This window comes from Streptomyces sp. x-19, assembly GCF_046549115.1.
Taxonomy (GTDB): domain Bacteria; phylum Actinomycetota; class Actinomycetes; order Streptomycetales; family Streptomycetaceae; genus Streptomyces; species Streptomyces albulus_C.
The window spans coordinates 128,238-152,573 of sequence record NZ_JAJPWK010000006.1; the positions used below are offsets into that span (position 1 = coordinate 128,238).

21 protein-coding genes are annotated in these 24,336 nt (G+C 72.0%); 5 read left to right on the forward strand and 16 right to left on the reverse strand.

The window, feature by feature from the left end; translation table 11 throughout:
- Positions 1–5 precede the first annotated feature (5 nt).
- The 3 genes from ACLJT4_RS17655 to ACLJT4_RS17665 all read right to left on the reverse strand — a co-directional run bounded on the left by ACLJT4_RS17655 (position 6) and on the right by ACLJT4_RS17665 (position 3,318).
- A complete protein-coding gene (locus ACLJT4_RS17655) occupies positions 6–344 on the reverse strand; it encodes a P-II family nitrogen regulator (RefSeq protein WP_016571362.1) in 339 nt (112 codons plus the stop codon).
- Positions 341–1,690 carry an ammonium transporter gene (locus ACLJT4_RS17660; RefSeq protein WP_411123256.1) on the reverse strand — a complete coding sequence of 450 codons (1,350 nt, stop codon included), beginning with the start codon at positions 1,688–1,690 and terminating at the stop codon, positions 341–343. The genes ACLJT4_RS17655 and ACLJT4_RS17660 overlap by 4 nt, the downstream gene beginning before the upstream one ends.
- A 170-nt stretch (positions 1,691–1,860) precedes the next feature.
- Positions 1,861–3,318, reverse strand: a complete 1,458-nt coding sequence (locus ACLJT4_RS17665) for a hypothetical protein (RefSeq protein WP_411123417.1) — start codon at positions 3,316–3,318, stop codon at positions 1,861–1,863.
- Between the two features lie 532 nt (positions 3,319–3,850).
- Between ACLJT4_RS17665 and ACLJT4_RS17670 the strand changes: the two genes are divergently transcribed.
- Entirely contained in the window at positions 3,851–4,561 is a 711-nt protein-coding gene (locus tag ACLJT4_RS17670; protein WP_275462763.1) for a bifunctional DNA primase/polymerase, read from the forward strand.
- Positions 4,562–4,801: 240 nt separating this feature from the next.
- Here ACLJT4_RS17670 and ftsY read toward each other — a convergent pair whose 3' ends face one another.
- The gene (gene ftsY, locus ACLJT4_RS17675) at positions 4,802–6,034 is read right to left on the reverse strand and encodes a signal recognition particle-docking protein FtsY (RefSeq protein WP_411123257.1); all 1,233 of its coding nucleotides are present in this window, start codon (positions 6,032–6,034) and stop codon (positions 4,802–4,804) included.
- Between the two features lie 111 nt (positions 6,035–6,145).
- On the reverse strand, positions 6,146–6,397 hold the full coding sequence (locus ACLJT4_RS17680) for a hypothetical protein (protein WP_020963653.1): 252 nt from the start codon (positions 6,395–6,397) through the stop codon (positions 6,146–6,148).
- Between the two features lie 447 nt (positions 6,398–6,844).
- On the opposite strand from ACLJT4_RS17680, the gene ACLJT4_RS17685 reads away from it, so the two are divergent.
- From ACLJT4_RS17685 to ACLJT4_RS17695, 3 genes are all read left to right on the forward strand, one after another.
- Positions 6,845–8,344, forward strand: a complete 1,500-nt coding sequence (locus ACLJT4_RS17685; protein ID WP_411123258.1) for a purine-cytosine permease family protein — start codon at positions 6,845–6,847, stop codon at positions 8,342–8,344.
- Positions 8,345–8,436: 92 nt separating this feature from the next.
- Positions 8,437–9,441, forward strand: coding sequence for an LLM class flavin-dependent oxidoreductase (locus ACLJT4_RS17690; RefSeq protein WP_411123259.1), 1,005 nt, complete (start codon positions 8,437–8,439; stop codon positions 9,439–9,441).
- A gap of 58 nt (positions 9,442–9,499) precedes the next feature.
- Positions 9,500–11,200 carry an ankyrin repeat domain-containing protein gene (locus tag ACLJT4_RS17695; protein ID WP_411123260.1) on the forward strand — a complete coding sequence of 567 codons (1,701 nt, stop codon included), beginning with the start codon at positions 9,500–9,502 and terminating at the stop codon, positions 11,198–11,200.
- 96 nt (positions 11,201–11,296) lie between these two features.
- Here ACLJT4_RS17695 and ACLJT4_RS17700 read toward each other — a convergent pair whose 3' ends face one another.
- The 4 genes from ACLJT4_RS17700 to ACLJT4_RS17715 form a co-directional block, all read right to left on the reverse strand.
- Complete coding sequence (locus tag ACLJT4_RS17700) at positions 11,297–12,715, reverse strand: sugar porter family MFS transporter (RefSeq protein ID WP_382465228.1); 1,419 nt, start codon at positions 12,713–12,715, stop codon at positions 11,297–11,299.
- A gap of 257 nt (positions 12,716–12,972) precedes the next feature.
- Positions 12,973–16,644, reverse strand: a complete 3,672-nt coding sequence (locus ACLJT4_RS17705) for an AAA family ATPase (protein WP_411123261.1) — start codon at positions 16,642–16,644, stop codon at positions 12,973–12,975.
- Between the two features lie 409 nt (positions 16,645–17,053).
- On the reverse strand, positions 17,054–17,257 hold the full coding sequence (locus ACLJT4_RS17710) for a hypothetical protein (RefSeq protein ID WP_016571373.1): 204 nt from the start codon (positions 17,255–17,257) through the stop codon (positions 17,054–17,056).
- 381 nt (positions 17,258–17,638) lie between these two features.
- Positions 17,639–17,920: an acylphosphatase gene (locus tag ACLJT4_RS17715; RefSeq protein ID WP_411123262.1), complete on the reverse strand. Its 282-nt coding sequence runs from the start codon at positions 17,918–17,920 to the stop codon at positions 17,639–17,641.
- 133 nt (positions 17,921–18,053) lie between these two features.
- On the opposite strand from ACLJT4_RS17715, the gene ACLJT4_RS17720 reads away from it, so the two are divergent.
- Positions 18,054–19,028 (forward strand): CAP domain-containing protein, encoded by a 975-nt coding sequence (locus ACLJT4_RS17720; RefSeq protein ID WP_411123263.1) that lies wholly within the window; start codon positions 18,054–18,056, stop codon positions 19,026–19,028.
- A 31-nt stretch (positions 19,029–19,059) separates the two neighbouring features.
- Here the strand turns inward: ACLJT4_RS17720 and mutM are convergent, their stop codons facing one another.
- The 7 genes from mutM to rsmD form a co-directional block, all read right to left on the reverse strand.
- On the reverse strand, positions 19,060–20,007 hold the full coding sequence (mutM, locus tag ACLJT4_RS17725) for a bifunctional DNA-formamidopyrimidine glycosylase/DNA-(apurinic or apyrimidinic site) lyase (protein WP_411123264.1): 948 nt from the start codon (positions 20,005–20,007) through the stop codon (positions 19,060–19,062).
- 108 nt (positions 20,008–20,115) lie between these two features.
- Positions 20,116–20,931 carry a ribonuclease III gene (gene rnc, locus ACLJT4_RS17730; protein ID WP_037634234.1) on the reverse strand — a complete coding sequence of 272 codons (816 nt, stop codon included), beginning with the start codon at positions 20,929–20,931 and terminating at the stop codon, positions 20,116–20,118.
- A 7-nt stretch (positions 20,932–20,938) separates the two neighbouring features.
- The gene (gene rpmF, locus ACLJT4_RS17735) at positions 20,939–21,112 is read right to left on the reverse strand and encodes a 50S ribosomal protein L32 (protein ID WP_016578620.1); all 174 of its coding nucleotides are present in this window, start codon (positions 21,110–21,112) and stop codon (positions 20,939–20,941) included.
- A 2-nt stretch (positions 21,113–21,114) separates the two neighbouring features.
- Positions 21,115–21,702, reverse strand: a complete 588-nt coding sequence (locus ACLJT4_RS17740) for a YceD family protein (protein ID WP_411123265.1) — start codon at positions 21,700–21,702, stop codon at positions 21,115–21,117.
- 226 nt (positions 21,703–21,928) lie between these two features.
- Positions 21,929–23,023, reverse strand: coding sequence for a cell division initiation protein (locus ACLJT4_RS17745; RefSeq protein WP_411123266.1), 1,095 nt, complete (start codon positions 23,021–23,023; stop codon positions 21,929–21,931).
- 128 nt (positions 23,024–23,151) lie between these two features.
- On the reverse strand, positions 23,152–23,664 hold the full coding sequence (gene coaD, locus ACLJT4_RS17750; protein WP_020930121.1) for a pantetheine-phosphate adenylyltransferase: 513 nt from the start codon (positions 23,662–23,664) through the stop codon (positions 23,152–23,154).
- On the reverse strand, positions 23,661–24,260 hold the full coding sequence (gene rsmD, locus ACLJT4_RS17755; RefSeq protein WP_038521975.1) for a 16S rRNA (guanine(966)-N(2))-methyltransferase RsmD: 600 nt from the start codon (positions 24,258–24,260) through the stop codon (positions 23,661–23,663). The genes coaD and rsmD overlap by 4 nt, the downstream gene beginning before the upstream one ends.
- Positions 24,261–24,336 lie beyond the last annotated feature (76 nt).

Below are 24,336 nucleotides of genomic sequence, written 5' to 3' on the forward strand. Positions count from 1 at the left end.
GCGGCTCAGAGCGCGTCGGGTCCGCGCTCCCCGGTCCGCACCCGCACCGCCTCCTCGACGGGGACGCTCCACACCTTCCCGTCGCCGATCTTGCCGGTGCGGGCGGCCTGGACGACGACCTCCACGAGTTCCTCGGCGTCCGCGTCCTCGACCAGGACCTCGATCCGGATCTTGGGCACCAGGTCCACGGTGTACTCGGCGCCCCGGTACACCTCGGTGTGCCCGTGCTGCCGCCCGTAGCCGCTGGCCTCGGTGACGGTCAGGCCGTGCACGCCGAACGCCTGCAGGGCCTCCTTCACCTCGTCGAGCCGGTGCGGCTTGATTACTGCCGTGATGAGCTTCACGCGTCCACCTTCTTGGTCGGGGATTCGCCCAGTGCCGTGGTCCTGCGGGCCGCCGTGCCGCCGCCCGCGCCGGCGAAGTCGTACGCCGTCTCGGCGTGCGCGGCCTGGTCGACGCCGGTGATCTCCTCGTCCTCGCCGACCCGGAAGCCCATCACCACGTCGATGGCCTTGGCAAGGACGTAGGAGACGACGAGCGAGTACAGCAGGACGCAGACCACTCCGATGGCCTGTTTGCCGAGTTGGCCGAAGCCGCCCCCGTAGAAGAGCCCCTTGGCGTCGCTCTGCACGCCGCCAGTGGCGAAGAGGCCGATCAGCAGGGAGCCGACGATGCCGCCGACGAGGTGGACGCCGATCACGTCGAGGGAGTCGTCGTAACCGAACCTGTACTTGAGGCCGACGGCCATGGCGCAGAGCACGCCGGCGATCGCACCGACCGCGAGGGCGCCGAGCGGGCTGACCGCGCCGCAGGCGGGGGTGATGGCGACCAGGCCGGCGACGGCTCCGGAGGCGGCGCCGAGGGTGGTGAACGAACCGTGCCGCAGCTTCTCGTAGGCCAGCCAGCCGAGCATCGCGGCGGCGGTGGCGACCTGGGTGTTGACGAAGGCCACCGCGCCGACGCCGTCGTCGTTGTTGAGCCAGGAGCCGGCGTTGAAGCCGAACCAGCCGAACCACAGCAGGCCGGCGCCGAGCATCACCAGCGGCAGGCTGTGCGGCCGCATGGGGTCCTTCTTGAAGCCGATGCGCTTGCCGACGACGAGGAGCACGCCGAGCGCCGCGGCGCCGGCGTTGATGTGGACGGCGGTGCCACCGGCGAAGTCGATCACGCCGAGCTTGAAGAGCCAGCCACCGTCGGCCCACACCCAGTGCGCGACCGGGAAGTAGACCACGGTCACCCACAGCGCGACGAACAGCGCCCAGGCGGTGAACTTCACCCGGTCGGCGAGGGCGCCGCTGATCAGCGCGGGGGTGATCACCGCGAACATCAGCTGGAAGACGGCGAAGACGTAGATGGGGATGGTGGTGGTGCCCCACAGCTGGGTCAGGCCGATGTGCCCGAGGCCGGCGAAGTCGCCGTTCCAGCCGATGACGCCGCCGACGTCGGTGCCGAAGGCGAGCCCGAAGCCGTAGAGCACCCACAGGACCGTGACGATGCCCAGGCTGATGAAGCTCATCATCAGCATGTTCAGGACGCTCTTGACCCGGACCATGCCTCCGTAGAAGAAGGCCAGGCCGGGTGTCATCAGCATCACCATTGCGGAGCAGATGAGCATGAACCCGGTGTTGGCGGGGCTGAGCGTGGCTTTTTCCGCGAGGCCGTCTGCGAGCGTAAGGATGCCTGGGGGCATCGGCGTCTCCTCGTCGTCGATGCGGCCCGTGCGGGTGTGGGTGGGCCGGCTTCGCGATGAGCGTGTCGCAGCGCCGTTTCGGCCAAACCTTGTCGGTGTTTCACCGGGGTGACGAAGCCGTCCGGCGTGTTACGCGCCGGTGAATTGCGAGGTACGGCGGTGGGGCCCGGTCAGCCTGCGACGGCGGTTTCCGGAAGCTGCCGGGAGAGCTCGTCCCCGAGCTGGATCACCTCGGGGACGTGCCCGAACTCGCGCACCGCGGTGTCCACCGTTTTGCGCAACCGGGTGTTGACCCGTTCGGACCGGACCTGCCGGGCGAACGGTATCGCCTGCTGTGCCATCACGGCACACGCCTCGGGCTCCTTCTGGAGCAGGTGGACGGTGGCCATCCCGATGAGGTTGAAGGCGTACGAGCGCTGGTGCTCGGGGTCCTTGCCGAAGAGTTCGACGGCACGCTGCATGACTGGTTCTGCAAGCGAGGCGTAGGTCGGGCTGCGACCGGCCACGTAGGCGAGGTCGCGGTAGGAGTGGGCGTTCTCGGCGTTGAGTTCGGCCTCGGAGAAAAAGCGGATCCAGTCCGGCTCCGGTTCGCCGGGGGCGACGTCGGAGTAGGTGTCCTCGGCCATCCGCACCGCGCGCTTGACCTTGCTGGGCTGGCCCATGCCGGCGTAGGCGCGGGCCTCCATCGCATACAACATCGCCTGGGTGCGCGCGGTGGCGGTCTCCCGGCTGCCGTACTGGGCGAGGTGGATCAGCTCCAGCGCGTCGTCGGGCCGGCCGAGGTGGATCATCTGCCGGCTCATGCTGGAGAGGATGTACGAGCCCAGCGGGCGGTCGCCGGCCTCCTTGGAGGCGTGCAGGGCCAGCACGAAGTACTTCTGGGCGGTCGGCTGGAGGCCGACGTCGTAGCTCATCCAGCCGGCGAGTTCGGCGAGTTCGGCGGCGACCTTGAAGAGGCGCTTGGCGACCGCCGGCGGCTGGGGCTCCTGGAGGAGGTCGGTGACCTCGTGGAGCTGACCGACCACCGCCTTGCGCCGCAGGCCGCCGCCGCACTGGGCGTCCCACTGCCGGAACATCGCGGTGGTCGCCTCCAGCAGGTCCAGCTCCGGGCCGGAGAGGCGGGCCGGGCGGCGGGGTCGCTCGGGCTGCGCCGCGGCCTCGCCCGGGCCGACGGGCACCGGCACCAACCAGCGCTGCATCGGCTCGATCAGGGTGGGGCCGGCGGCGAGGGCCAGGGAGGTGCCCAGGAAGCCCCGACGGGCCAACATCAGGTCGCTGCGGGTGAACTCGCTGATGAGGTTGACGGTTTGGGGCCCGGCCCAGGGGAGGTCGACGCCGGAGACGGACGGCGACTGGTGGGCCGAGCGCAGTCCCAGCTCCTCGATGCCGACCACGCAGCCGAAGCGTTCGGAGAAGAGCTCGGAGAGGATCCGCGGGATGGGTTCCCGGGGCTGCTCGCCGTCGAGCCAGCGGCGCACGCGGGAGGTGTCGGTGCTGATGTGGTGCGCGCCCATCTGGCGTGCCCGGCGGTTGACCTGCCGCGCCAGCTCGCCCTTGGACCAACCGCTGCGCATGAACCACGAACCCAACTGCGCGTTGGGACGCTTGACGGCGCCCTCGCCGTCCACCCCGCCCTCGCCGTCCGTGCCGTTGGAGCCGGCGGTGCCACCAGTGCCGCCCACAGGGATGCCCCCATTTCCGATAGCTCTCGTCCGCGAACCCCCCACAGGATGCCGCCTGTTGCAGCGCCCGTTCCGCGGTACATCTACCCGACCGCGGATTCCGGCCACACCTTGGGTCGCCGCCTCCTGGCCTTGCCACCGGCATACCCGTACGAAGAATGCCCCTTCGGGGTTCGCGCACTGAAAGTAATCCTACGATCACGCCCGTCGGGAGGTCGATTGCGGAAACGCCACCATTCGCCACCCCTTTGCGTGAACTCCCCGGCCCGCTCTCGCGATTGACTTGACACAGGTCGTACGGGAACGGGCGGAGCGGAGCACGCCGAGGCGTGCGCACCGCGTCGCACCACCCGGCGTACGACGGCACACCACCGGTACCACGGCCCGCCGACGGAGCGTGAACACCAGAGTGAAGAACCGTCTCCTCGTCAACTCCCCGACTCGTCACCACTCGTACGCACCACCCGTTGGAGGGGGCATGGGTTTCACCATCGGCGGCATCCGGGACCTCCGTTCCGGAACACGCCGTCGCGTCCGCTCGGCCGAGGGCACCGCAGTGGCCGAGTACACGGGGCTGTGGGGGTGGGACGTCGTCCCGGGGGCCCGCGCCGTCCGGGCCGGTGGCCGGACGGAGTGTTCGTGCGGGGACGCCGCCTGCCCCTCCCCCGGCGCGCACCCGCTCTCCTTCGCCCGGGAGGTGCCGGCGGGCGCGACGCTGGAGAAGGCGCTGGCCGCCTGGAGCGAGACGCCCGGCGCGGCGGTGCTGCTCCCGGTGGGCCGCTCCTTCGACGTCCTCGACGTGCCGGCGGACGCCGGGCGGGGCGCGCTGGTGCGGTTGGAGCGGATGGGGCTGCCGCTGGGGCCGGTGGCGGCCACGCCGACCGGACGGGCCCTGTTCTTCGTCGCCCCGGGCGCGGCCGCCGCGCTGCCCGACCTCCGCTACCGCATGGGGTGGGACGACGCGGATCTGGACCTGCGTCCGCTGGGGCGCGGTGACCACGTCGCCGCTCCGCCGTCCGACTTCGGCGGCCACGGGCCGATGCGCTGGCTGCGCCCGCCGACCCTGGAGACCGCCAGCCGGCCGCCGCAGGCCCGGTTACTCCTGGGGACCCTGGCGTACGTGTGCAACAGGTCGGCGGGCGGCCGGGGAACCACCGATGCGGCGGTGCCCGGCCCGCCGTCGTACTGAGCGGCGACAGATCGCCCCGTCGACGAGCGGGCGCACCGGGATCTGCGTCTTGGCTTGATCCGCACGCCTCCCCACGCCACCCCACGCCTTCGGACGCCGTGGGCGGTGCGGCCGGGAGCGGGCTCCGCGCCGGCGCCCCCCACCTCACCTCACCTCACGTCACCCACAGAAACGGCGGCGGCCCCCGTACCCGTCATCCGCAGGTACCGGGGGCCGCCGCCGTCGTGCCGGGCCGCGGGATCAGTCGATCAGCGCGTCCACGAACGCCTCGGGCTCGAACGGCGCCAGGTCGTCGGGCCCCTCGCCCAGGCCGACCAGCTTGACCGGGACGCCCAGTTCGCGCTGGACGGCGATGATGATGCCGCCCTTGGCGGTGCCGTCGAGCTTGGTGAGCACCACGCCGGTGATGTCCACGACCTCGGCGAAGACCCGGGCCTGCACGAGGCCGTTCTGACCGGTGGTGGCGTCCAGGACGAGCAGCACCTCGCCGACCGGTCCGTGCTTCTCGACGACCCGCTTGACCTTGCCGAGCTCGTCCATCAGACCGGTCTTGGTGTGCAGCCGGCCTGCGGTGTCGATCAGGACCACGTCGGCGGACTCGGCGATGCCCTCCTTGACCGCGTCGAAGGCGATGGAGGCGGGGTCGCCGCCCTCCGGACCGCGGACCGTGCGGGCGCCGACCCGCTCGCCCCAGGTCTGGAGCTGATCGGCGGCGGCGGCGCGGAAGGTGTCCGCCGCGCCCAGGACGACGGACTTGCCGTCGGCGACCAGCACGCGGGCGAGCTTGCCGGTGGTGGTGGTCTTGCCGGTGCCGTTGACGCCGACGACCATCACGACGCCGGGGATCTCGGTGCCGCCGTTGCCGACGGCGCCGTCGGTGTGCACGGTCCGGTCGGCGTCGGTGCCGATGAGGGCGAGCAGTTCCTCGCGCAGCAACTGGCGGAGGTCCTCGGGGGTGCGGGTGCCCAGCACCTTGACCCGCTCGCGGAGCCGCTCGACCAGTTCCTGGGTGGGGGTGACGCCGACGTCCGCGGTCAGCAGGGTGTCTTCGATCTCCTCCCAGGTGTCCTCGTCGAGGTGTTCCCGCGACAGCAGGGTCAGCAGGCCCTTGCCGAGGGTGTTCTGGGAGCGGGCGAGCCGGGCGCGCAGCCGCACCAGACGCCCGGCGGTGGGCTCGGGGACCTCGACCTCGGGCGCCGCGGGCGCCTCCGGCTCGGCGACCGGCGCCTCGGCCTCGGCCGTGGGGGCCTCGGCCGTCGGCAGCTCGACTTCTTCGATGGTGCGACGTTCTTCGTCGCGGGGGGTTTCGGCCTCCTCGCCGACGTGCGGTTCGGCGGGGGGCGCGGTGACGGAGGGCTTGGGGGCGGCCGTCGGGGGCGGCAGCTGCTTCTTCTTGCGGCCGCTAACGACGAGCCCGCTGATCGCGCCGAGCACGACCACGGCGATGACTACGGCAAGGATGACGGTTTCCATAACCCCTCCAGTATCAGCCACACCCCGCTACGAACAGCCGTACGCGCCCGGGGTTCGGTCCCGGGCCTCGGCGGGGCGTCCCGGGGCCCGGCGGCCGCCTGGCGCGCGGCGTCAGGACTCCCGGCTCTCCTGCGTGCGCCAGCGCTCCAAGGTGGGGTCGCAGTGGGAGTCGTACGTGCCCGACCCCCGGCAGTGCCGGCATTCGCCGGCCCGTTGGACGGTCTCGTGGGGGCCCCGGAACGGGTCGACGCCGGGGGCGTAGGCCAGCGCCTGGGACACATAGCCGGTGCCCTGGCACCACTGACACGTCTTGCCGGACACACCGGACACGTCGGCCTCCTGCGGGCGTTCGCTGTCGTTCATCGGGATCACCTTGCACCACATCCGGTGCGCCGTGCCCGGGGTGTGGACAACCCGTCGCGCACGGGCCGCGGTGACGCGCCGGCCACGGCCGCTCGCCGGTGCTCAAACGAGACATGCGTCTCTCCGACGGGCCTCCGATGAGACGGCGCGACGGCACGCCATATCGGAAGAGGAGCCTCCGCTTCATGTTTCGACGGTCCAGTGCGCGTCGTATGTCCTGATCAGGGCGGTGTGACTGGATTCATCGACAGGAGGGCGCGGTCCGTGTCATCGTCGGGGGGTCCAAGGGGGCGGACCGGTCGAAGTTGGATCAAAGTACGATGGTGGACGGCTGCGCAACGCGCGTAGAGTCCTGGCAACCACTTTCTGGCCAGGCACCACAGCCGCTGCCTGCACCCTCGTTCCCGGGGGTGCCCCCCAGACCCCCGCACGGAGACAGCTGCACCCATGGGCACCAGCACCGCGTCCGCATCCACGTCCACCCCGGAAGTCGACGGCGCCGTCGAGACGCGCGGCATCGAGCCCGTTCCGGACAACGAGCGCCGAGGGCGGGTGCGCGAGCTCTTCCCCACCTGGGTGGCGGCCAACATCAGCGTGCTGCTGCTCACCATGGGCGCCTCGTTGGTGATCAACAACGGCCTGAACTTCTGGCAGGTGCTGGTGGTCGCCGCCATCGCCTCCTGCGTCTCCTTCGGGATCGTCGGCCTGCTGTCGGTCTCCGGCAAGTGGGGCGGCGCCCCGGGCGCGATGCTCTCCCGGGCCGCCTTCGGCGTGCGCGGCAACTACTTCCCGGGCGCGATCCTGTGGGTCGCCCGCTTCGGCTGGGAGACCATCAACGCGGTCAGCGGCGCCTACGCGATCCTGACCGTGCTCCACCTGGTGTTCGGCATCAAGACCAACAACGTGCTGGTCGTGGTGACCCTGTTGGGCTTCGTCGCCTGCACCTTCCTGGTGAGCGGGATGGGCCGCAAGGCGCTCAACGTCTGCAACAAGTACTCCACGTACCTCTTCAGCCTGATCAGCGTCGTCGTCCTGGTCTACCTGATCGTCGAGATGCCGTGGGGCGCCATCTTCGCCAAGTCGCCGGGCAGCGGCGCCATGATGATCGCGGGCATCGGCACCATCGCGGCCGGCGGCCTCAGCTGGGTGCCCACCGGTCCGGACTTCGCGCGCTACCTGCCGCACTCCGCCTCCGGCAAGAAGATCGTCGGCACCACCGTCTCGGGCGCCGCCCTGGTGCTGGTCCCGATGGTGGTCATGGGTGGCGTGATGGCCGTCTCCAACCCGGAGCTGGCCAACCAGAACACCGACCCGATGTCCTTCCTCGGCCAGGTGCTGCCGTCGGCCATCGCGATCCCGTACCTGATCACCGCGCTGATCGGCATGATGCTGATCAACAGCCTGTCGATGTACTCCGCGGGCTTCACCGCGCAGACCATGGGCGTCAAGCTGCCGCGCGCCCTGGCGGTCAGCATCAACGCCGCCATCAGCCTGATCGGCGGGCTGTTCATGATGCTGGTGGCCAAGGACTTCGTGGGCCAGTTCATCGCCTTCCTGACGCTGCTCGCGGTCTCCTTCTCCGCCTGGATCGGCGTCTACGCCATGGACATGGTCCGCCGCCGGAAGATGGCGGTCCGGTACCACGCGGAGAGCCTGATGACCATCGGGCCCAGCAGCCGGTACTGGTACAAGGGCGGGTTCTGCTGGCAGGCCATGTCGGCCTGGGCGCTCGCGCTGATCGTGGGCCTGTGCTTCACCAAGGTGCAGTGGTTCTCCGGCCCGCTCTCCGGCACCTGGATCGGCGAGAACGGCCTGGGCTGGGTGGTCACCATCCTGATCGCCGCGGTGGTCTTCGCGGTCCTGCCGGCCGCCCGGGAGAACGAGACCCCGGCCTCGGCCCCCTCGACGGAAGGCGCCGAGGAGCGTTCGGTGGTGGAGGTCGGCTGATCCCCGGCCGGTTCTCGACCATCCACCTGGTCAACTGACGTATCGTCAGCTACGGTCCCCTTCGCCACCTGCTCCGGCGAAGGGGATCCGTCATGTCCGCCGGCAACACCGCACCCACCACGGTCGTGCGCTTCAACCTCGCCGGCCCGCCGGTCGCCCCCGAGGAACTGTCCGCCCGCTACCGGGCCGCCGTCGAGATGGCCGCGTACGCCGACGCGCACGGTGTGGGCATGGTCCAGACCGAGGAGCACCACGCCACCGACAACGGCTGGATGCCCTCCCCGCTCACCTTCGCGGGAGCCGTCCTCGGCACCACGAGCCGGATCGGCGTGACCGTCTCGGCCCTGCTGAGCCCGCTGCACGACCCGCTGCGGCTGGCCGAGGACCTCGCCGTGCTCGACCTGCTCGGCGCCGGCCGCCTGGTCACCATCGCCGGACTCGGCTACCGGCCCGAGGAGTACGCGGCCCACGGCAAGGACTGGCAGCGCCGCGGCGCCCTCCAGGACGAGGTGCTCCACACGCTGCTGGACGCCTGGACCGGTGAACCGTTCCGCTATCGGGGGCGCACGGTCCAGGTCACTCCGCGCCCGTACTCGCGACCTCATCCGACGCTGCTCATCGGGGGCGCCTCACGGCCGGCGGCCCGGCGCGCGGCGCGTCTGGGGCTGCCGTTCTTCCCCAGCGCCCACCTGCCGGAGCTGGTGCGCTACTACCACGCGCAGTGCGCCGCGGCCGGGACCGAGGGCTGGGTGCTCCAACCCCCGCCGCGCACCTGCCTGTTGCACGTCTCCGAGGATCCGGACCGCAGTTGGGCCGCGCACGGCGGTCACCTGCTGTACGAGGCGCAGCGGTACGCGGCCTGGCAGTCGGCCGACGCCCGCTCCGCGGTGCGGTCCACCGCGCGGGACGCCGAAGCGCTGCGCGCGGAGGGCGTGTACCGCATCGTCACCCCGGACGAGTGCGTCAAGCTGGCCCAAGAGGACGGCGCCCGGGGCACGTTGATCCTGCATCCGCTGTGCGGCGGGATGCCCGTCGAGGAGGGGTGGGCTTCACTGCGACTGTTCGCGGAGCAGGTGATTCCGCGACTGGCGGACTGATGCGCCGGACGGCGCGGCGGCACGGTCGATTGTCAGTGCCGGGTGCCACGATCGAGGCATGAGCTTCTTCGACGGACTGCCCGCCTCCGACCCGCCGCCCGAACCTCCCGACGACACGCTGGAGTTGGGCACCTACGCACCCGGGTCGGACGAGGAGTTCGCGCCCTCGCACTGGTTCGTGCCGGCGCAGCTCGCGCAGGTCGCCGAGGCCGGCGCGGGGCCGGACGTCCGGATCATGCTCACCGGCTGGCAGGTCTGGCCGGGGTCGGTGACGATGCGGCTCTCGGTCTTCCTGTGGCGGATCCGGGCCGGCGGGCGGACGTCGCCGTACGGCCCTCCGGGCAGCGGGGCGCTGCGCTGCGGGCTGCTGCTGGCGGACGGGCGGAAGGTCACCACGCTCGACGGGCCGCCCCCGCCGGTCGTCGGGCCCGCCGGCCCGACGCTGCGGCTGAGCGGCGGCAGCGGCGGCGCCTTCCACTACGAACTGGAGCTGCACCTCTCGCAGTTGCCGCCCGCCGGCGTCACCCAGCTGGTCGTCGAGTGGCCGGACGAGCAGGTGCCCGAGACCGTCACCGTCGTCGACGCCGGACCGCTGCGGGCGGTCGCCGGCGAAGCGCGGGAGATCTGGCCGGACGCCGCGTCGCCGGGCCACCGGGCGGCGGACGAGCAGAGTCGGGGGTTCCTCGGCCTCGGCCCGGGGCCGGCGGTGCTCCTCGCCCAGCCGTCCGGGCCGGAGCCGCCGCAGCCGTGGTCGCCGCCCGTGCCCGACGCCGCGCGCGCCGACTGGAAACTCCTGGCGCCGTTCCACTGGCAGGACACCGGGCTGGTCCTGGCCCGCCTGGAAAGCGGTGCCGAGCCCGGCGCCCTCGTGCCGGGCCACGATCGCGCGACCCCGCTGCACCTGGCCGCGGCCCACGGTGGCCCGGTGGCCGTCGCCGCGCTGCTGGAGCGGGGCGCGGTGGTGGACGCGCGGGACGGCCAGGGCCGCACCCCGCTGTGGCACGCCGTCTGCCACGGCGCCGGGGAGAACGCGGAGCTGCTGCTGCGGGCCGGCGCCGACGCCTGGAGCCCGCAGCTCGGCGGGCGCTCCCCCGGCCGACTGGCGCTGACCTGCGAGCTGGCCCCGCTCTTCGCCGAGTTGCCGGGGGCGGTGCCGTTGACGCCCGGGGAGCGCGCCGCGCAGCGGGAGGCGGACGCCCGGGCGGCGGTGTTCCGAGGGGTGCACACCGAGGGTGTCTCGGTCGCGTTCGTGGCGGGGATCGACGAGGCCGAGGCGGTCCGGCGGCTGGAGCGGGACCCGCGCGACGGGGCGGTGGGGCCGCCGGTCGCCACCGCGGTCCCCCACGACCCCGGTCAGGCCCACCGCCGGGTGGGGGTGACGGGGGTGATCGGCGGCTGCGTCCTGCTCCAGCCGGCCTCGTACCTGCTGGGCGCCGATGCGGCGCTGGACGCCCTCTCCGTCGGCGCCACCGCGTACGGCCTGTACTTCGACCCCAGCGGCGGCACCTTCGGCACCCTCTCCCGCGACGGCCGCACCGAGCTGACCGAGGAGATCGGTCTCCCGCCGTACGGCGACGAGCCCGAGGGGCACTGGCACTACCGCTTCTGGAGCTGGTCACGACCGCAGGAGCTGTACGGGGCCGCCGAGTTGGGGTACGCCTGCGCGGCGGCCGGCCTGCGGGTGACGGACCCGCGGCCGGTGAGCGGGCCGCCGCACCGCTGGGTGGAGATACCCGTGGGCAGCCCGCTCCTGGCGTAGTGCGGTCCCGGTGCGCCCGCCCGCACGAAACACCGCTGCCCCGGCTCGGGTGAGCCGGGGCAGCAGCGACAACTGAGGAGGGGGCTGGCGGGGGGGTTAGCCCATCTCCTCCAACGCCTTGCCCTTGGTCTCCTTCACGAACTTGAGCACGAAGGGGATCGAGAGCAGAGCGAAGACCATGTAGATCACGTAGGTGCCGGACAGGTTCCAGTCCGAGAGGCTCGGGAAGCTGGCCGTGATCGCCCAGTTGGCGATCCACTGCGCGGAGGCGGCGACGCCCAGCGCGGCGGCCCGGATCTTGTTGGGGAACATCTCACCGAGGAAGACCCAGACCACGACGCCCCAGGAGAGGGCGAAGAAGAGGACGAAGCCGTGCGCGGCGATCAGGGCCACGGTGCCTTCGGCGGAGGGCAGGGTGCCGGCCGCGGTCTTGGCGGAGAAGGCCCACGCCTCCAGGGCGAGCGCCACGGCCATGCCGGCCGAACCGATCAGCGCCAGCGGTCGGCGGCCGATCCGGTCGACGAAGATCATCGCGATCACGGTACCGATGATGTTGATGATCGAGGTGGTGAAGCTGTAGAAGAACGAGCTCTCGGGGTTGATGCCGACCGACTGCCACAGCGTCGAGGAGTAGTAGAAGGCGACGTTGATGCCGACCAGCTGCTGGAAGACGGAGAGCCCGATGCCGACCCAGACGATCGGCAGGAAGCCGCCCTTGCCGCCGAGCAGGTCCTTGAAGGTCGACTTGTGCTCGCGGCGCATCGCGTCCTGGATCTCGGAGACCCGGGCGTCGAGGTCCACGCTCCGACCCTCGACCTCGGAGAGCACCTCCTTGGCACGCTCAAGCCGACCGGCGGAGATCAGGAAGCGCGGCGACTCGGGGATCGCGAAGGAGAGCAGGCCGTAGAGGATGGCGGGGATGACCATCACGCCGAGCATCCACTGCCAGGCTTCCAGGCCGGCGATCTTGCCGCGCTGCTCACCGTTGGCGAGGTTGAGGATGCCCCAGTTCACGAGCTGGGAGATGGCGATGCCGACGACGATGGCGGCCTGCTGGAAGGAGCCGAGCCGTCCGCGGTAGGCGGGCGGCGAGACCTCGGCGATGTAGGCCGGGCCGATGACCGAGGCCATGCCGATCGCGATGCCGCCCAGCACGCGCCACATCGCCAGGTCCCACAGGGCGAACGGCAGCGCGGAGCCGACGGCGCTGATGGTGAACAGCACGGCGGCGATCTGCATGACCCGGATCCGGCCGATCCGGTCGGCGATCCGGCCGGCGGTGGCGGCACCGATGGCGCAGCCGATCAGGGCGATGGCGATCACCTGCGCCAGGACGGCGGAGCCGACGTCGTAGCGGCTGCGGATCGCCTCGACCGCGCCATTGATCACGGAGCTGTCATAGCCGAAGAGAAAGCCGCCCATCGCGGCAGCCGCGGTGATGAAGATGACATGGCCGAGGTGGTCCGGCTGGGCCTTGCGGCCTTCCGGGACCGTCGGCTGCGCGGTGCTGGTCAACGTGAACTCCAGTGGCCCGGCTGCGCTGCCGGGCGTAGGGGGCTGGCCCTACAAGTGGTGCACACGTCGGGGGCACCCACCACTTGAAGGTAAAAGCAACGTTGCAGAGACTATGCCTTTAAGTTTCGAAGTCAATACCCCAAAGCTGACGTCTTCCTCACCCGACTACCGCAGCCTTCATTCAAGTTCTGAATTGATCTTCAGGGAATGAATGGAGAGGGGCCACCGGCCTCGGCGCGAGCGGGCCACCTCACCGCTCAGCGCAGCCGCTGACTGATCACCTTCGAGACGCCGTCCCCCTGCATCGACACGCCGTAGAGCGCGTCGGCGACCTCCATCGTCCGCTTCTGGTGCGTGATCACGATCAGCTGCGAACTCTCCTGGAGCTCCTCCATGATCCGGATCAGCCGCTGCAGGTTGGTGTCGTCCAACGCGGCCTCGACCTCGTCCATCACGTAGAACGGGCTGGGCCGCGCCTTGAAGATCGACACCAGCAGTGCCACCGCGGTCAGCGACCGCTCACCGCCCGACAGCAGGGAGAGCCGCTTGACCTTCTTGCCCGGCGGGCGCGCCTCCACGTCCACCCCGGTCGCCAGCATGTCGTCCGGGTTCGTCAGCACCAGCCGTCCCTCGCCCCCCGGGAAGAGGCGCGCGAAGACGCCCTCGAACTCCCGCGCGGTGTCCTGGTACGCCTCGGTGAAGACCTGCTCGACCCGCTCGTCGACCTCCTTGACCACCCGCAGCAGGTCGGCCCGGGTCTTCTTCAAGTCTTCAAGCTGTTCGCTGAGGAACTGGTGCCGCTCCTCCAGCGCCGCGAACTCCTCCAGCGCGAGCGGGTTCACCTTCCCGAGCTGCTGATACGCCCGCTCGGCGGCCTTCAACCGCTTCTCCTGCTCGGCCCGGACGTACGGAACCGGCTGGTTCCGCGGGTGTTCCGGGTCCTCGGGCAGCGCCTCGCCCTCGGCCGGCGGGGACGGCGGGACGGGCTGGTCGGGACCGTACTCCGCCACCAGCGCGGCCGGCTCCACCCCCAGCTCCTCCAGCGCCCGGGCCTCCAACTGCTCGATCCGCAGCCGCTTCTCGGCGCCCAACACCTCGCCGCGATGCACCGAATCGGTCAGTTTGTCCAGCTCGCTCGTCAACTCCCGGCCCTGCTCGCGCTCGGTGGCCAGGGTCCGTTCCCGCTCGTCCTTGGCGCGTTCCGCGGCGGCCCGCTCCTCCTCGGCCCTGACGACCGACACCTCGACGTGCGCCAGCAGCTGCCGCGCCCCCGCGGCCACCGCCCCGGCCACCGCGGCCTCGTGCCGCAGTCGGGCCCGCCGCTGCTCGGCGCGGGCCCGCGCCTCGCGCTCCACCCGCGCCGCCCGGTCCAGCCCGTCCGCCCGCCCCGCGAGCGCCTTGACCCGTTCCTCGTGCGTCCGGGCCTGGAGCCGGGCCTCCATCTCCGTCTGCCGGGCATTGGCCCCGTCGGCCGCCAGCCGGTCGCGCACCGAGGTGTCGGGCTCCTCGTCGTCCGCGCCCGGGTCCTCCTCGGCCGCGACCAGCCGCGCGGCCAGTTCCTCGGCCTCCTCGGTGGCCCGTGCCAGCGCCTCCTCGGCCCGCGCGGCCGCGGCGGCGGACCGTTCCGCCTCGCCGGCGGCGGCCCGCGCCTGCCCGGCGAGCCGCCCCAGGTCCCCGGCGACCTTCGACTTCTCCCGGTCGGCGGCGCGCCGCCGACCGTCCAGCTCCTCGACCAGCGCGGCGCACTCGGTCCGCCACCGCTCCGCCGCCCGCCGCTCCTCGGCCAAGGCGTCGCAGCGAGCCGCCAGCTCGGTGAGTTCCGCGGCCGCCTCGTCGACCGACGCCTGCACCTCCAGCAGGCTGGGTGCCCCGGCCGACCCGCCCTGCGCGAAGTGCGCCCCGAGCAGGTCGCCCTCCGCGGTGACGGCGATCAGCTCCGGCCGCGCCGCCACCAGTTCCTCGGCCTCCGCCAGCGACCCGACCACCACCACGTCCCGCAGCAGCCGGGCCAGCGATGCGGTCAACTCCTTGGGTCCGTGGACGAGTTCATGGGCGGGCACCGGCGCCGGCCCGCTCCCCGACCCGCCGGCCGCACCGCTCCCGGCGGTTCCACCGGCCCCGGCGGACGACTCGCCGCCGGCACACTCGGCGACCTCCACCGCCACCACGGCCTCCCGCGCCCGGGCCGGCGCCGGCACCCGCGCCGGCCGGGTGCCGCCCAGCACCATCGCCGCCCGCCCGGCGTCCTCCTTCCGCAGCAGCCGCAGCGCCTCGGCCGCCGCGGCCGGATCGGTGACCGCCACCGCATCCGCGGCGGCTCCCAACGCGGCCGCCACCGCCACCTCGAAGCCCGGCGTGACGGTCAGCAGTTCGGCGGCCGGCCCGAGCACCCCGCCGATCCGGTCCGCGGCGGCCAGCAGCGCACCGGTGCCGTCCTTGCGGCGCAGCCCTAGGGCGAGCGCGTCGTGCCGGGCGGCGGTCGCCGCCCGTTCCCGTTCGGCCGCGGTCAGCGCCTCCCGCACGACGGTCAGCGCCGACTCGGCCGCCGCCAGCTCCTGCCGGGCCGCCTCGTACCGCCCGCCGACCTCCGCGTCGTCCGCGTCCAGCCCGTCGACCTCGGCCTTGAGCTGCTCGTACTCCTCCTGCGCGACGACCGCCCTGCTCCGGGCGGCGTCCCGGGCCTCGACCAGCCGCCCGATCTCCGCCTGCGCCGAAGCCGCCCGGCCGCGGGCCGCGGTGACCTGTCCGCTCAGCCGGGCCAGGCCCTCGCGCCGGTCCGCCAGGGCTCGCGCGAGGTCCCGCAGCCGCCGCTCCTCGTCCGCCAACTGCCGCTCCAACGCGGCCCGGTGCTCGACGGTGTCCTCCAGCGCCCGACTCGCCGCCTCCAGCGCGGCCGTCAACTCCGCCTCCTGCTCGCGGATCCGGGCGGCCTCCCGCTCCAGGTCCTCGGGCTCCCGACCGCGCCGCTCCTCCGGCGGGGCCGCCGCGGCGCTGCGGACCCGGGCCTCGGCCAACGACACGGTGCCCCGCACCCGCTCGGCCAGCTGGGAGAGCGCGTACCAGGTCTGCTGGGCCCGCTGCACCCGCGGCGCGAGGGCGCGCACCTCCGCCTCCATGGCCGCCTCGCGCTGCTGTGCGGTGCGCAGCCGCGCCTCCACCGCCTCCTTGCGCTCCTTCAGTGCCGCCTCGTCGGCGATCTCGGCGGCCAGCGCCCGGCGCAGCGCGACCAGGTCGTCGGCGAGCAGCCGCAGCCGGGCGTCCCGCAGGTCGGCCTGGATGACGGCGGCCCGCCGGGCGACCGCGGCCTGCCGCCCCAACGGTTTGAGCTGCCTTCGCAGCTCGTCGGTGAGGTCCTGCACGCGGGCGAGATTGGCCTTCATCGCCTCCAGCTTCCGCAGCGCCTTCTCCTTGCGCTTGCGGTGCTTGAGCACCCCGGCGGCCTCCTCGATGAACGCCCGGCGGCCCATCGGATCGGCGTGCAGGACGGAGTCGAGCTGGCCCTGCCCGACGATCACGTGCATCTCGCGGCCGATACCGGAATCGGAGAGGAGCTCCTGGATGTCCAGCAGCCGGCAGGTGTCACCGTTGATCTGGTACTCGCTGCCGCCGTTGCGGAACATGATCCGGGTCAGCGTGACTTCGGCGTACTCGATGGGCAGCGCCCCGTCGGAATTGTCGATCGTCAACGAGACCTCGGCGCGGCCGAGCGGCTGCCGCCCGGTCGTCCCGGCGAAGATGACGTCCTCCATCTTCCCGCCGCGCAGCGATTTGGCGCCCTGCTCCCCCATGACCCACGACAAGGCGTCCACGACGTTGGACTTGCCGGAACCGTTGGGGCCCACGACGCAGGTGATGCCCGGTTCGAACCGGAGCGTCGTGGCGGAGGCGAAGGACTTGAAGCCTCGCAGGGTCAAACTCTTCAGATGCACGCCGTTGAACTCTACCGGCCGCCCTCCGGGGCCCCTCCGCAACATTCCGGCGACCGTCCCGCTCCCCGTACGGCTCCCTTGTGTGGACCGCTGTTGGCCGTCGGTTCACCGGGAAAGGCAGGCGCCGGTTTCACCGGGTGAGGGGAGGGGCACATCATGCGGTAAGGACGAACCGAGGGGCTGGGGAAAACCCGCGCGACGGAAGTGACCGAAGGCCACCGAGGTGTCCGGACGGCGCGAAAGAGGCCGCGGAAAAGGCACGGCGCACGACCGCGAGGACGGAACGGGGATAATGACGAAGGGACGCCGAAGCGTCCCTTGCAGATCTTGAAGAGCGGTGCCTCAAGCGGCTGGCGTGCAGCCCGTCCGGCCGTGATCTTTGAGCGTGGACCGGGTGAGGCGATCGGGGTCAGGTGAGCGCGGGCTCCGCCTGGGGTACGTCGATGTCGAGTACCGAGTCGTCGCGACGCGTGGCAGCGGAGAGCATGTCATTCTCGGCCTGCATCCGAATGAGTTCGGATTCGAGGTCCTGGACGCGCTGCTGAAGCCGTCGCATCTCGGAGAGGACTCGGGGGTCGGAGCCGCCGACGTAACCGAGAAGCGCCTTTGCCATGATGGATGGTCCTCCACAATGAGTGACCGACCGAAGCGGTGTGGGTCGTGAGGGATTCGCACCCGCGGTGCTTGTCATTCTCCAGGTGTACTCAATGCCAAACAGCTAAGGTGCGCGGGGATTCCAGAGTCTCACCAAACGGATGGACGGTCAACACGATCACACCCCGTATCCTCGGGCGCCTGAGAGTGCGCAGCAGCCATGACATGGCGCCGACTCTCCAGAAAGGACCCGTGGGGCGTGGAGATCATCCGTACAGCGGCAGCCTTGCACGGGTCGGCCGAGTTGGCAACCACCAGGGCTTATCTCCGGTAGGTAGCTCATGGTGACGTACCGGCCGGAGCCCTTGGCACGTCCGTCCGGGGGCGTCTTCGGGCCCGGTCAGCGGATCTCGAAGCCGTCGTAGCCACCTCGCGGAGTGGCCCAAATCTCAGTGACGCCGGAGACGGCCCCGGGCGTGTCCCCGGTGCGGAGCCACTCCAGGAGCTGATCGCAACGGTCCTTCGCGCCCTCGGCGACGACCTGGACGCGTCCGTCACCCAGATTGACCGCGAAACCGGCCAGCCCGCCGATGCGCAAAGCGTTCGCTCGGGTGAACCAGCGGAACCCGACTTCCTGGACCAACCCGCGTACCCACGCGGTCATCCGCACCTCTTCTTCCATGTGTGCACGTTAACCGGCCAATTGCTCAGCAAGCACATCCGCCCCTGACGCCATGGCGTACAGTCCCCCGACAGCGAGGGCTCACCCTTTCGAGTGAGTCACCTTCGGCGCTGCACGGAAGGAACTCCCGCGGATGGGCCGCCATCGACGCTCTGCTCCTCACGCTCCGGAACACCTGCGTCCAGGGCAGGTTGACGGACCGACAGGTGCGGGCGCGCCCGCCGGGCACCGCGGCCACCGGGCGGCCCGCAGGACCGCGCCGGTGCGCACCGGGCTGCTCGGCGCCTCCGCCGCAGTGGCGATGGGCGCGGTGGCGGTGGCGTCCGGGTTGGTCCCCGGCGGCGGCCGGTTCGAGGTGAGCGGCGGCGGCCCCACCGACCGGGTGCGCGCCGGCGCGCTGCCGGACGCCCAGCCGCAGGAGAGCTCCACGGCGCCGATACCCGGGGCCACGGTCGCGGCCGGCCGCGGCGCCGGCGACCCCGCGTCCCGGGGCACCGGCCGGGCGCCCGCCCCGGATGCCCCCGACGCCCCGGGCTCCGTGGCCTCCTCCCTCGGCTCCCTCGGCTCCCCCAGCTCCCCCGGCGCCTCCCCGTCGGCGCCCGGGCCCTCGGCCTCCCCGTCCCGCGCGGCCGACGACCGGCCCTCCGCGCCCCCCACCGACGGGCCGACCACCGCGGCGCCCGGACCGTCGGCGTCCCCGACCGTCCCCGCGGCCACCAGCGGCGGCCCCGAGGCCGCGGCCGAGGCCGAGGTGCTCTCGCTGGTCAATCAGGAACGCGCCCGGGTGGGCTGCTCCCCGGTCACCACCAGCGGCGAACTGGCCGGTCTGGCCCAGCGGTTCAGCGACGACATGGCACGCCGCGGGTTCTTCGGCCACACCGATCCGGACGGCCACACGCCCTGGGACCGCGCCCGCGCCCAGGGCGTGCCCGACCTCGGCGGGGAGAACATCGCCCGGGGACAGGCCGACGCCCGGTCCGTGATGGATTCGTGGATGGACGACCCCGGGCACCGCGCCAACATCCTCAACTGCGAGTACAAGACCCTCGGCGTCGGCGCCCACTTCGGCCCGGGCGGCCCGTGGTGGACGCAGGACTTCGGCTTCTGACGCCGCCCGCCACGAAGCCGCCCGGCCGCGGTCAGCTCGGGCGCGGCGGGCGTTGGCAGCGGGGGCAGAAGTAGCTGGACCGGTTCATCCAGGGGCGGCGGCGGATGGGGGTGCCGCAGCGGCGGCAGGGTTCGTCCTCGCGGCCGTAGGCGTCCAGCGAGCGTTCGAAGTAGCCGGACTCACCGTTGACGTTGACGTAGAGGCTGTCGAAGCTGGTGCCGCCGACGGCCAGGGCGGCGCTCATCACGTCCCGGACGTGGCCGAGGAGCTCGGCGGTGCGGGGGCGGGTGAAGGTGGCGGTCGGCCGGTCGTAGTGGAGCCGGGAGCGCCAGAGCGCCTCGTCGGCGTAGATGTTGCCGACGCCGCTGATCAGGGTCTGGTCGAGGAGCGCGCGCTTGATCGTGGTGCGGCGGCGGCGCAGCGCGTCGTGGAAGGCGGCGTCGTCGAAGGCCGGGTCGAGCGGGTCCCGGGCGATGTGCGCGATCACGTCGGGGAGCAGGTCGGGGTCGCCGGGCACGGTGTCGTGCAGCGAGAGGCCGCCGAAGGTGCGCTGGTCGACGAAGCGCAGCTCGGTGCCGGCGGCCTCGGCGGGGGTGCCGGCGTCGAGGAAGCCGATCCGGATCCGCAGGTGCTTCTCGTCGGGGGCGTCCTGCGGCTGGATCAGCAACTGTCCGCTCATCCCGAGGTGGGCGAGGATCGCCAGGCCGTGCGTGACGGACGGGGTGAGGACCGGGGTGATGCCCTCGGCGGCGCTCTGGGCGGACGGGCCGCCGCCGGCCACCGGGAGCCAGAGGTACTTGCCGCGACGCCGGGCCGGGCCGACGCGCAGTCCCTTGAGCCGGGCGGCGAAGTCGTCCGCGCCGGCGGTGTGCCGACGGATCGCGCGCGGATGACGGACCTCGACGGTGTCGATGGTGCGGCCGGTGACCCAGCGCTCCAGTCCGCGGCGGACGACCTCGACCTCGGGCAGCTCGGGCACGGGTGCTCCTCACGCTCCTCAACGAAGAGTCACAGGACTCTCGGAAAAGACTTCTGACCCCGCCCGGAGCGGCCGTCGGGCCGCCCGGGAGGGGTCAGAAGCGGGAATTCAGTTCGCCGGCGACGCGGTGTCGCCGGAAGCCTGAGCCGGGTCGTCGCCGTCCGGCGCCTTCCCCGCCGCCTCGTCCGCCGCCGCGCGGATCGCGCGCCATGCGGACTCGGCAGCCTGTTGCTCGGCTTCCTTCTTGCTGCGGCCGGTGCCGGTGCCGTACGAGACACCACCGACGCGGGCAGCAGCAGTAAAGGTCTTCTCGTGGTCCGGGCCGGTCTCGGTGACCAGGTATTCCGGCACCCCGAGGCCCTCGGTCGCGGTGAGCTCCTGGAGACTCGTCTTCCAGTCGAGGCCGGCGCCCAGACTGGAGGACTTCTCGATGAGCGGGTCGAAGAGCCGGTGCACCAGCTCGCCGGCCGCGTCGAGGCCCTGGTCGAGATAGACCGCGCCGATCACCGCTTCCAGGGTGTCGGCGAGGATGGAGGCCTTGTCCCGGCCGCCCGTGCCTTCTTCGCCCCGTCCGAGGCGGATGAAGGCGCCGAGGTCGAGGCCGCGGCCCACCTCGGCGAGTGCCCGCGAGTTGACCACCGCGGCCCGCAGTTTGGCCAGTTGGCCTTCCGGCAGGTCGGGGTGGATGCGGTACAGCGTGTCCGTGACCACCAGGCCGAGGACCGAATCCCCGAGGAATTCGAGCCGCTCGTTGGTGGGCAGGCCGCCGTTCTCGTAGGCGTACGAGCGGTGCGTCAACGCACGCACCAGAAGGGCGGACTCAAGTGTGTACCCGAGCCGCCCTTCCAGAAGCGAGAGAGACGAGGCCGTGTCCGACGAGGGGGCGTCTACTGCCTTCTTCGGGCTAGACACAGTGCCTGTCACCAGCCGCTCAGACCGCGATGACCTGGCGCTTGTTGTAGGTGCCGCAGCTCGGGCACGCGATGTGCTGCTGCTTCGGCTCCTGGCAGCGCTCGCACGCAACCAGGGTGGGGACCGCAGCCTTCCACTGCGACCGGCGGTGGCGCGTGTTGCTGCGCGACATCTTCCGCTTCGGAACAGCCACGGCTACTTCTCCTGAGGTTCGTCCCCGCCGTCGCGGGGTTCGTTGTCCTTCTCGCGGTCCTGGTTGGACTCGACGAGTTCCTGCAATGCCGCCCAACGCATGTCGACGGCATCGTGGTGGTGGTCCGGATCGTCCGCAAGCCGCGCTCCGCAATCGGGGCACAGACCCGGGCAGTCCTCCCGGCACACCGGCTGCAGCGGCAGTGCGAGCACCACCGCGTCCCGCAGCACGGGTTCGAGGTCGAACAGGTCGTCCTCGAGATGGAAGCTGTCTTCCTCGTCCTCGGCGTCGTCGCCGGACTCAGTGGTCCGGGCGTCGGCGTCGGGGTAGGCGAACAGCTCCTGGAAGTCCGCTGCGAGCACTCGCTCCAGCGGCTCCAGACACCTTACGCACTCCCCCGTCACGGTCGCACGGGCGGTGCCCGTTACGAGCACCCCGTCCATGACCGATTCCAGGCGGAGGTCGAGTTCCACCGGACCGCCCACGGGCACTCCGATGACCTCGTTGCCGAGGTCCGCGGGGGCCTCGACGGAGCGGGAGAGCCGCTTGAGCGTGCCGGGACGACGACCCAGCTCGCGTGTGTCGAACACGAGCGGGGAACGGTGGTCGAGGCGGGCGTTGATGGCTTTCCTGCTTTCTGTACTGCGGTATCAGCCGTCCACGGTCGGAATACGACTTGTGGGCAGCAGTGATCGCGGTCATACACGCGACCGAAGAGCCAGGATACTGGACCGCCCCCGATAGGCCCAATCCGCCTCCGTGACCCGCCCGCCCGGGCCGGTGGGCCGGGCCGGGCGGAGGGCTGCCGGACCGGGACTAGTGCCGGCCTTCCTCGTACTGCCGGAGCTGGTCGAGGTTGATCAGGCTGGTGTCGAAGAGGCTGGTCTCGTCCAGGGCGCCGGGCTGGCCGGCCTGGGGCTGGGGGGCGTGCTGGGGCTGCCCGGGCACCTGGTAGCCGGCGCCCGGGTCGTAGCCCTGCGGGGGGACCTGTGCGGCCGGCTGCTGGGCCTGCTGCCAGTCGTAGCCGTAGGGGTCCTGGTGCTGGGTGTAGGGGAGCTGTTCGGGCTGCTGGTAGGGGTAGGCGTCCGGCTGCTGGTAGGCGGCGGCCTGGCCGTCGTAGTAGCCGGGCTGCGGGGCCTGCGGCACTTCCTGGAGTGCCGGCTGCTCGGCCTCCTGGAAGGTGCTGACGCCCGCCAGGCCGGCGAGGTAGTCCGCGTCGGCCTGCAGCGGGGCGCCGGTCTGCGGGTCGTGCTGCCCGGCGAGGTGGGTGGCGAGCTCGTCGATCGGGCGGGCGCCCTGGAGCTTGTCCCGGCCGCGGCCGACCGCCTCCAGGGTCTTGGTCAACACGGCCTGGAAGGCGCCGAACTTGGCGTCCACGTAGGCGTCGGCGCGCTGCTTGAGGGTCTCCGGGTCGGCGCTGCGCTCGGGGGCCTCGACGTCCTCGTGGCCCAGTTCGTCGAGACCGGGGCCGCGGCCCAGCAGCTTCTCGCGGCCGCGGTCGACGGAGCCGATGGTCTTGGTCAGCACGACCTCGAAGTTGGCGAGCTTGCTGTCGACGTAGTCGTCGGCCTGGGCGCGGACCTCGTCGGCCTCCTGGCGGGCCTCGGCCAGGATCCGGTCCGCCTCGTCCTGGGACTGCCGGACCACCTCGGTGTCCGAGATCAGCGAACCGCGCTGGCTGTGCGCGGACTCGATGATCCGCTCGGCCTCGACGCGCGCCTGCTCCACCATCTGCTCGCGCCCGCCGAGGAGTTCCTGGGCCTGCGCGAGGGAGCCGGGGAGCGCGGTGCGCACTTCCTCCAGCAGGGCGAGCAGCTCGGCGCGGTTGACCACGCACGAGGCCGACATGGGTACGGACCGGGCGCTGCCGACGGCTGCGACGATGTCGTCGAGCTTCTTCTGGACGTCCACCTTGGACTCGCCACTCTCTGCAGGATCGGAAGGACGGAACGGGACGACTGTACGGCCAGGAGCCCCCGCCCCGACACCTGCTGACAACCCGTCAGACAGGCGTCGGTCCTACCGCACCGGATGCCGGGTCACGACTGCTTGCTGAGCCGTTCGGTCAGCGCGTCCAGGACGAACGGCGGGACCAGGTGGGAGACGTCGCCGCCCCAGGCCGCGACCTCCTTGACCAGGCTGGAGGAGAGGAAACTGTAGGTGGGGTTGGTCGGCACGAAGAGCGTCTCCACCCCGGAGAGGCCGTTGTTCATCTGGGCCATCTGGAGTTCGTAGTCGAAGTCGCTGACCGCGCGCAGGCCCTTGACGATGGCCGGGATGTCGCGCTGCTTGCAGAAGTCGACGAGCAGGCCGTGGAACGCCTCGACCTCGACGTTGCCGTACTCGGCGGTGGCCCGTCGGATCAGGTCGATCCGCTCCTCGACCGTGAACAGGCCCTGCTTGGACTTGTTGATCATGACGGCGACGTGGACGACGTCGTACAGCTTGGAGGCCCGGGCGATGATGTCCAGGTGCCCGTTGGTGATGGGGTCGAAGGACCCCGGACAGACGGCGCGGCGCAACTTCGTCTCCTCGCTCTCCGGTCCGTTCATGACACGGTTGCTGACGTCGGTTCGGCGGACGCCGAAGCGGCGCGACCGTACCAAAGCGTCCCCTCGCCGTAGCGACGGGCCTTGATCGCTTCGAATCCGTCCGGCCAGGCGAAGGCGCCGCCCCGGGTGCTCCGCTCCACGGTGACGAGTGCCTCCTCGGCAAGCCACCCCTGACCACGGAGTGTGAGGAGGATCTCGCGGAGGTCGTCGTCGCCGACCGCGTACGGCGGGTCGAGGAAGGCGACGTCGTAGGGCGCTGCCGGGGCCGGGGTCGCGGCGACCTGCTCGGCCTTGCCGACCCGGACGTCGACGCCGGGCAGACCGACCGCCTTGACGTTCTCCCGGATGGTGCGGACGGCCCGGGCGTCGGCCTCGACCAGCAGGACGTGCGCGGCACCGCGGGAGAGGGCCTCCAGGCCGACCGCGCCGGAACCGCCGTAGAGGTCGAGCACGCGGGCGCCGGTCAGCGGGCCGTCGAGCGACTCCCACGTGGAGAACAGTCCCTCGCGCGCCCGGTCGGAGGTCGGGCGGGTGCCGTTGCCCGGCGGTACGGCGAGGCGGCGGCCGCCGGCCGTACCGGCGATCACGCGGGTCATGGGCCCGTCCTTACGTTGCGCGGTGGTCGAGGGGCGGGCGCCCGGCGGGCTCCGCCCTCCCACGATATGTCCGTCC

Excerpts from the sequence above, each read along its gene's own strand:
- coaD (WP_020930121.1), bottom strand. The coding sequence starts at position 23,664 with ATGAACGGACCGGAGAGCGAGGAGACGAAGTTGCGCCGCGCCGTCTGT.
- ACLJT4_RS17660 (WP_411123256.1), bottom strand. The coding sequence starts at position 1,690 with ATGCCCCCAGGCATCCTTACGCTCGCAGACGGCCTCGCGGAAAAAGCC.
- ACLJT4_RS17695 (WP_411123260.1), top strand. The coding sequence starts at position 9,500 with ATGAGCTTCTTCGACGGACTGCCCGCCTCCGACCCGCCGCCCGAACCT.
- ACLJT4_RS17685 (WP_411123258.1), top strand. The coding sequence starts at position 6,845 with ATGGGCACCAGCACCGCGTCCGCATCCACGTCCACCCCGGAAGTCGAC.
- ftsY (WP_411123257.1), bottom strand. The coding sequence starts at position 6,034 with ATGGAAACCGTCATCCTTGCCGTAGTCATCGCCGTGGTCGTGCTCGGC.
- ACLJT4_RS17715 (WP_411123262.1), bottom strand. The coding sequence starts at position 17,920 with ATGGAAGAAGAGGTGCGGATGACCGCGTGGGTACGCGGGTTGGTCCAG.
- ACLJT4_RS17720 (WP_411123263.1), top strand. The coding sequence starts at position 18,054 with ATGGGCCGCCATCGACGCTCTGCTCCTCACGCTCCGGAACACCTGCGT.
- ACLJT4_RS17710 (WP_016571373.1), bottom strand. The coding sequence starts at position 17,257 with ATGGCAAAGGCGCTTCTCGGTTACGTCGGCGGCTCCGACCCCCGAGTC.
- ACLJT4_RS17680 (WP_020963653.1), bottom strand. The coding sequence starts at position 6,397 with ATGAACGACAGCGAACGCCCGCAGGAGGCCGACGTGTCCGGTGTGTCC.
- ACLJT4_RS17670 (WP_275462763.1), top strand. The coding sequence starts at position 3,851 with ATGGGTTTCACCATCGGCGGCATCCGGGACCTCCGTTCCGGAACACGC.
- ACLJT4_RS17690 (WP_411123259.1), top strand. The coding sequence starts at position 8,437 with ATGTCCGCCGGCAACACCGCACCCACCACGGTCGTGCGCTTCAACCTC.
- rsmD (WP_038521975.1), bottom strand. The coding sequence starts at position 24,260 with ATGACCCGCGTGATCGCCGGTACGGCCGGCGGCCGCCGCCTCGCCGTA.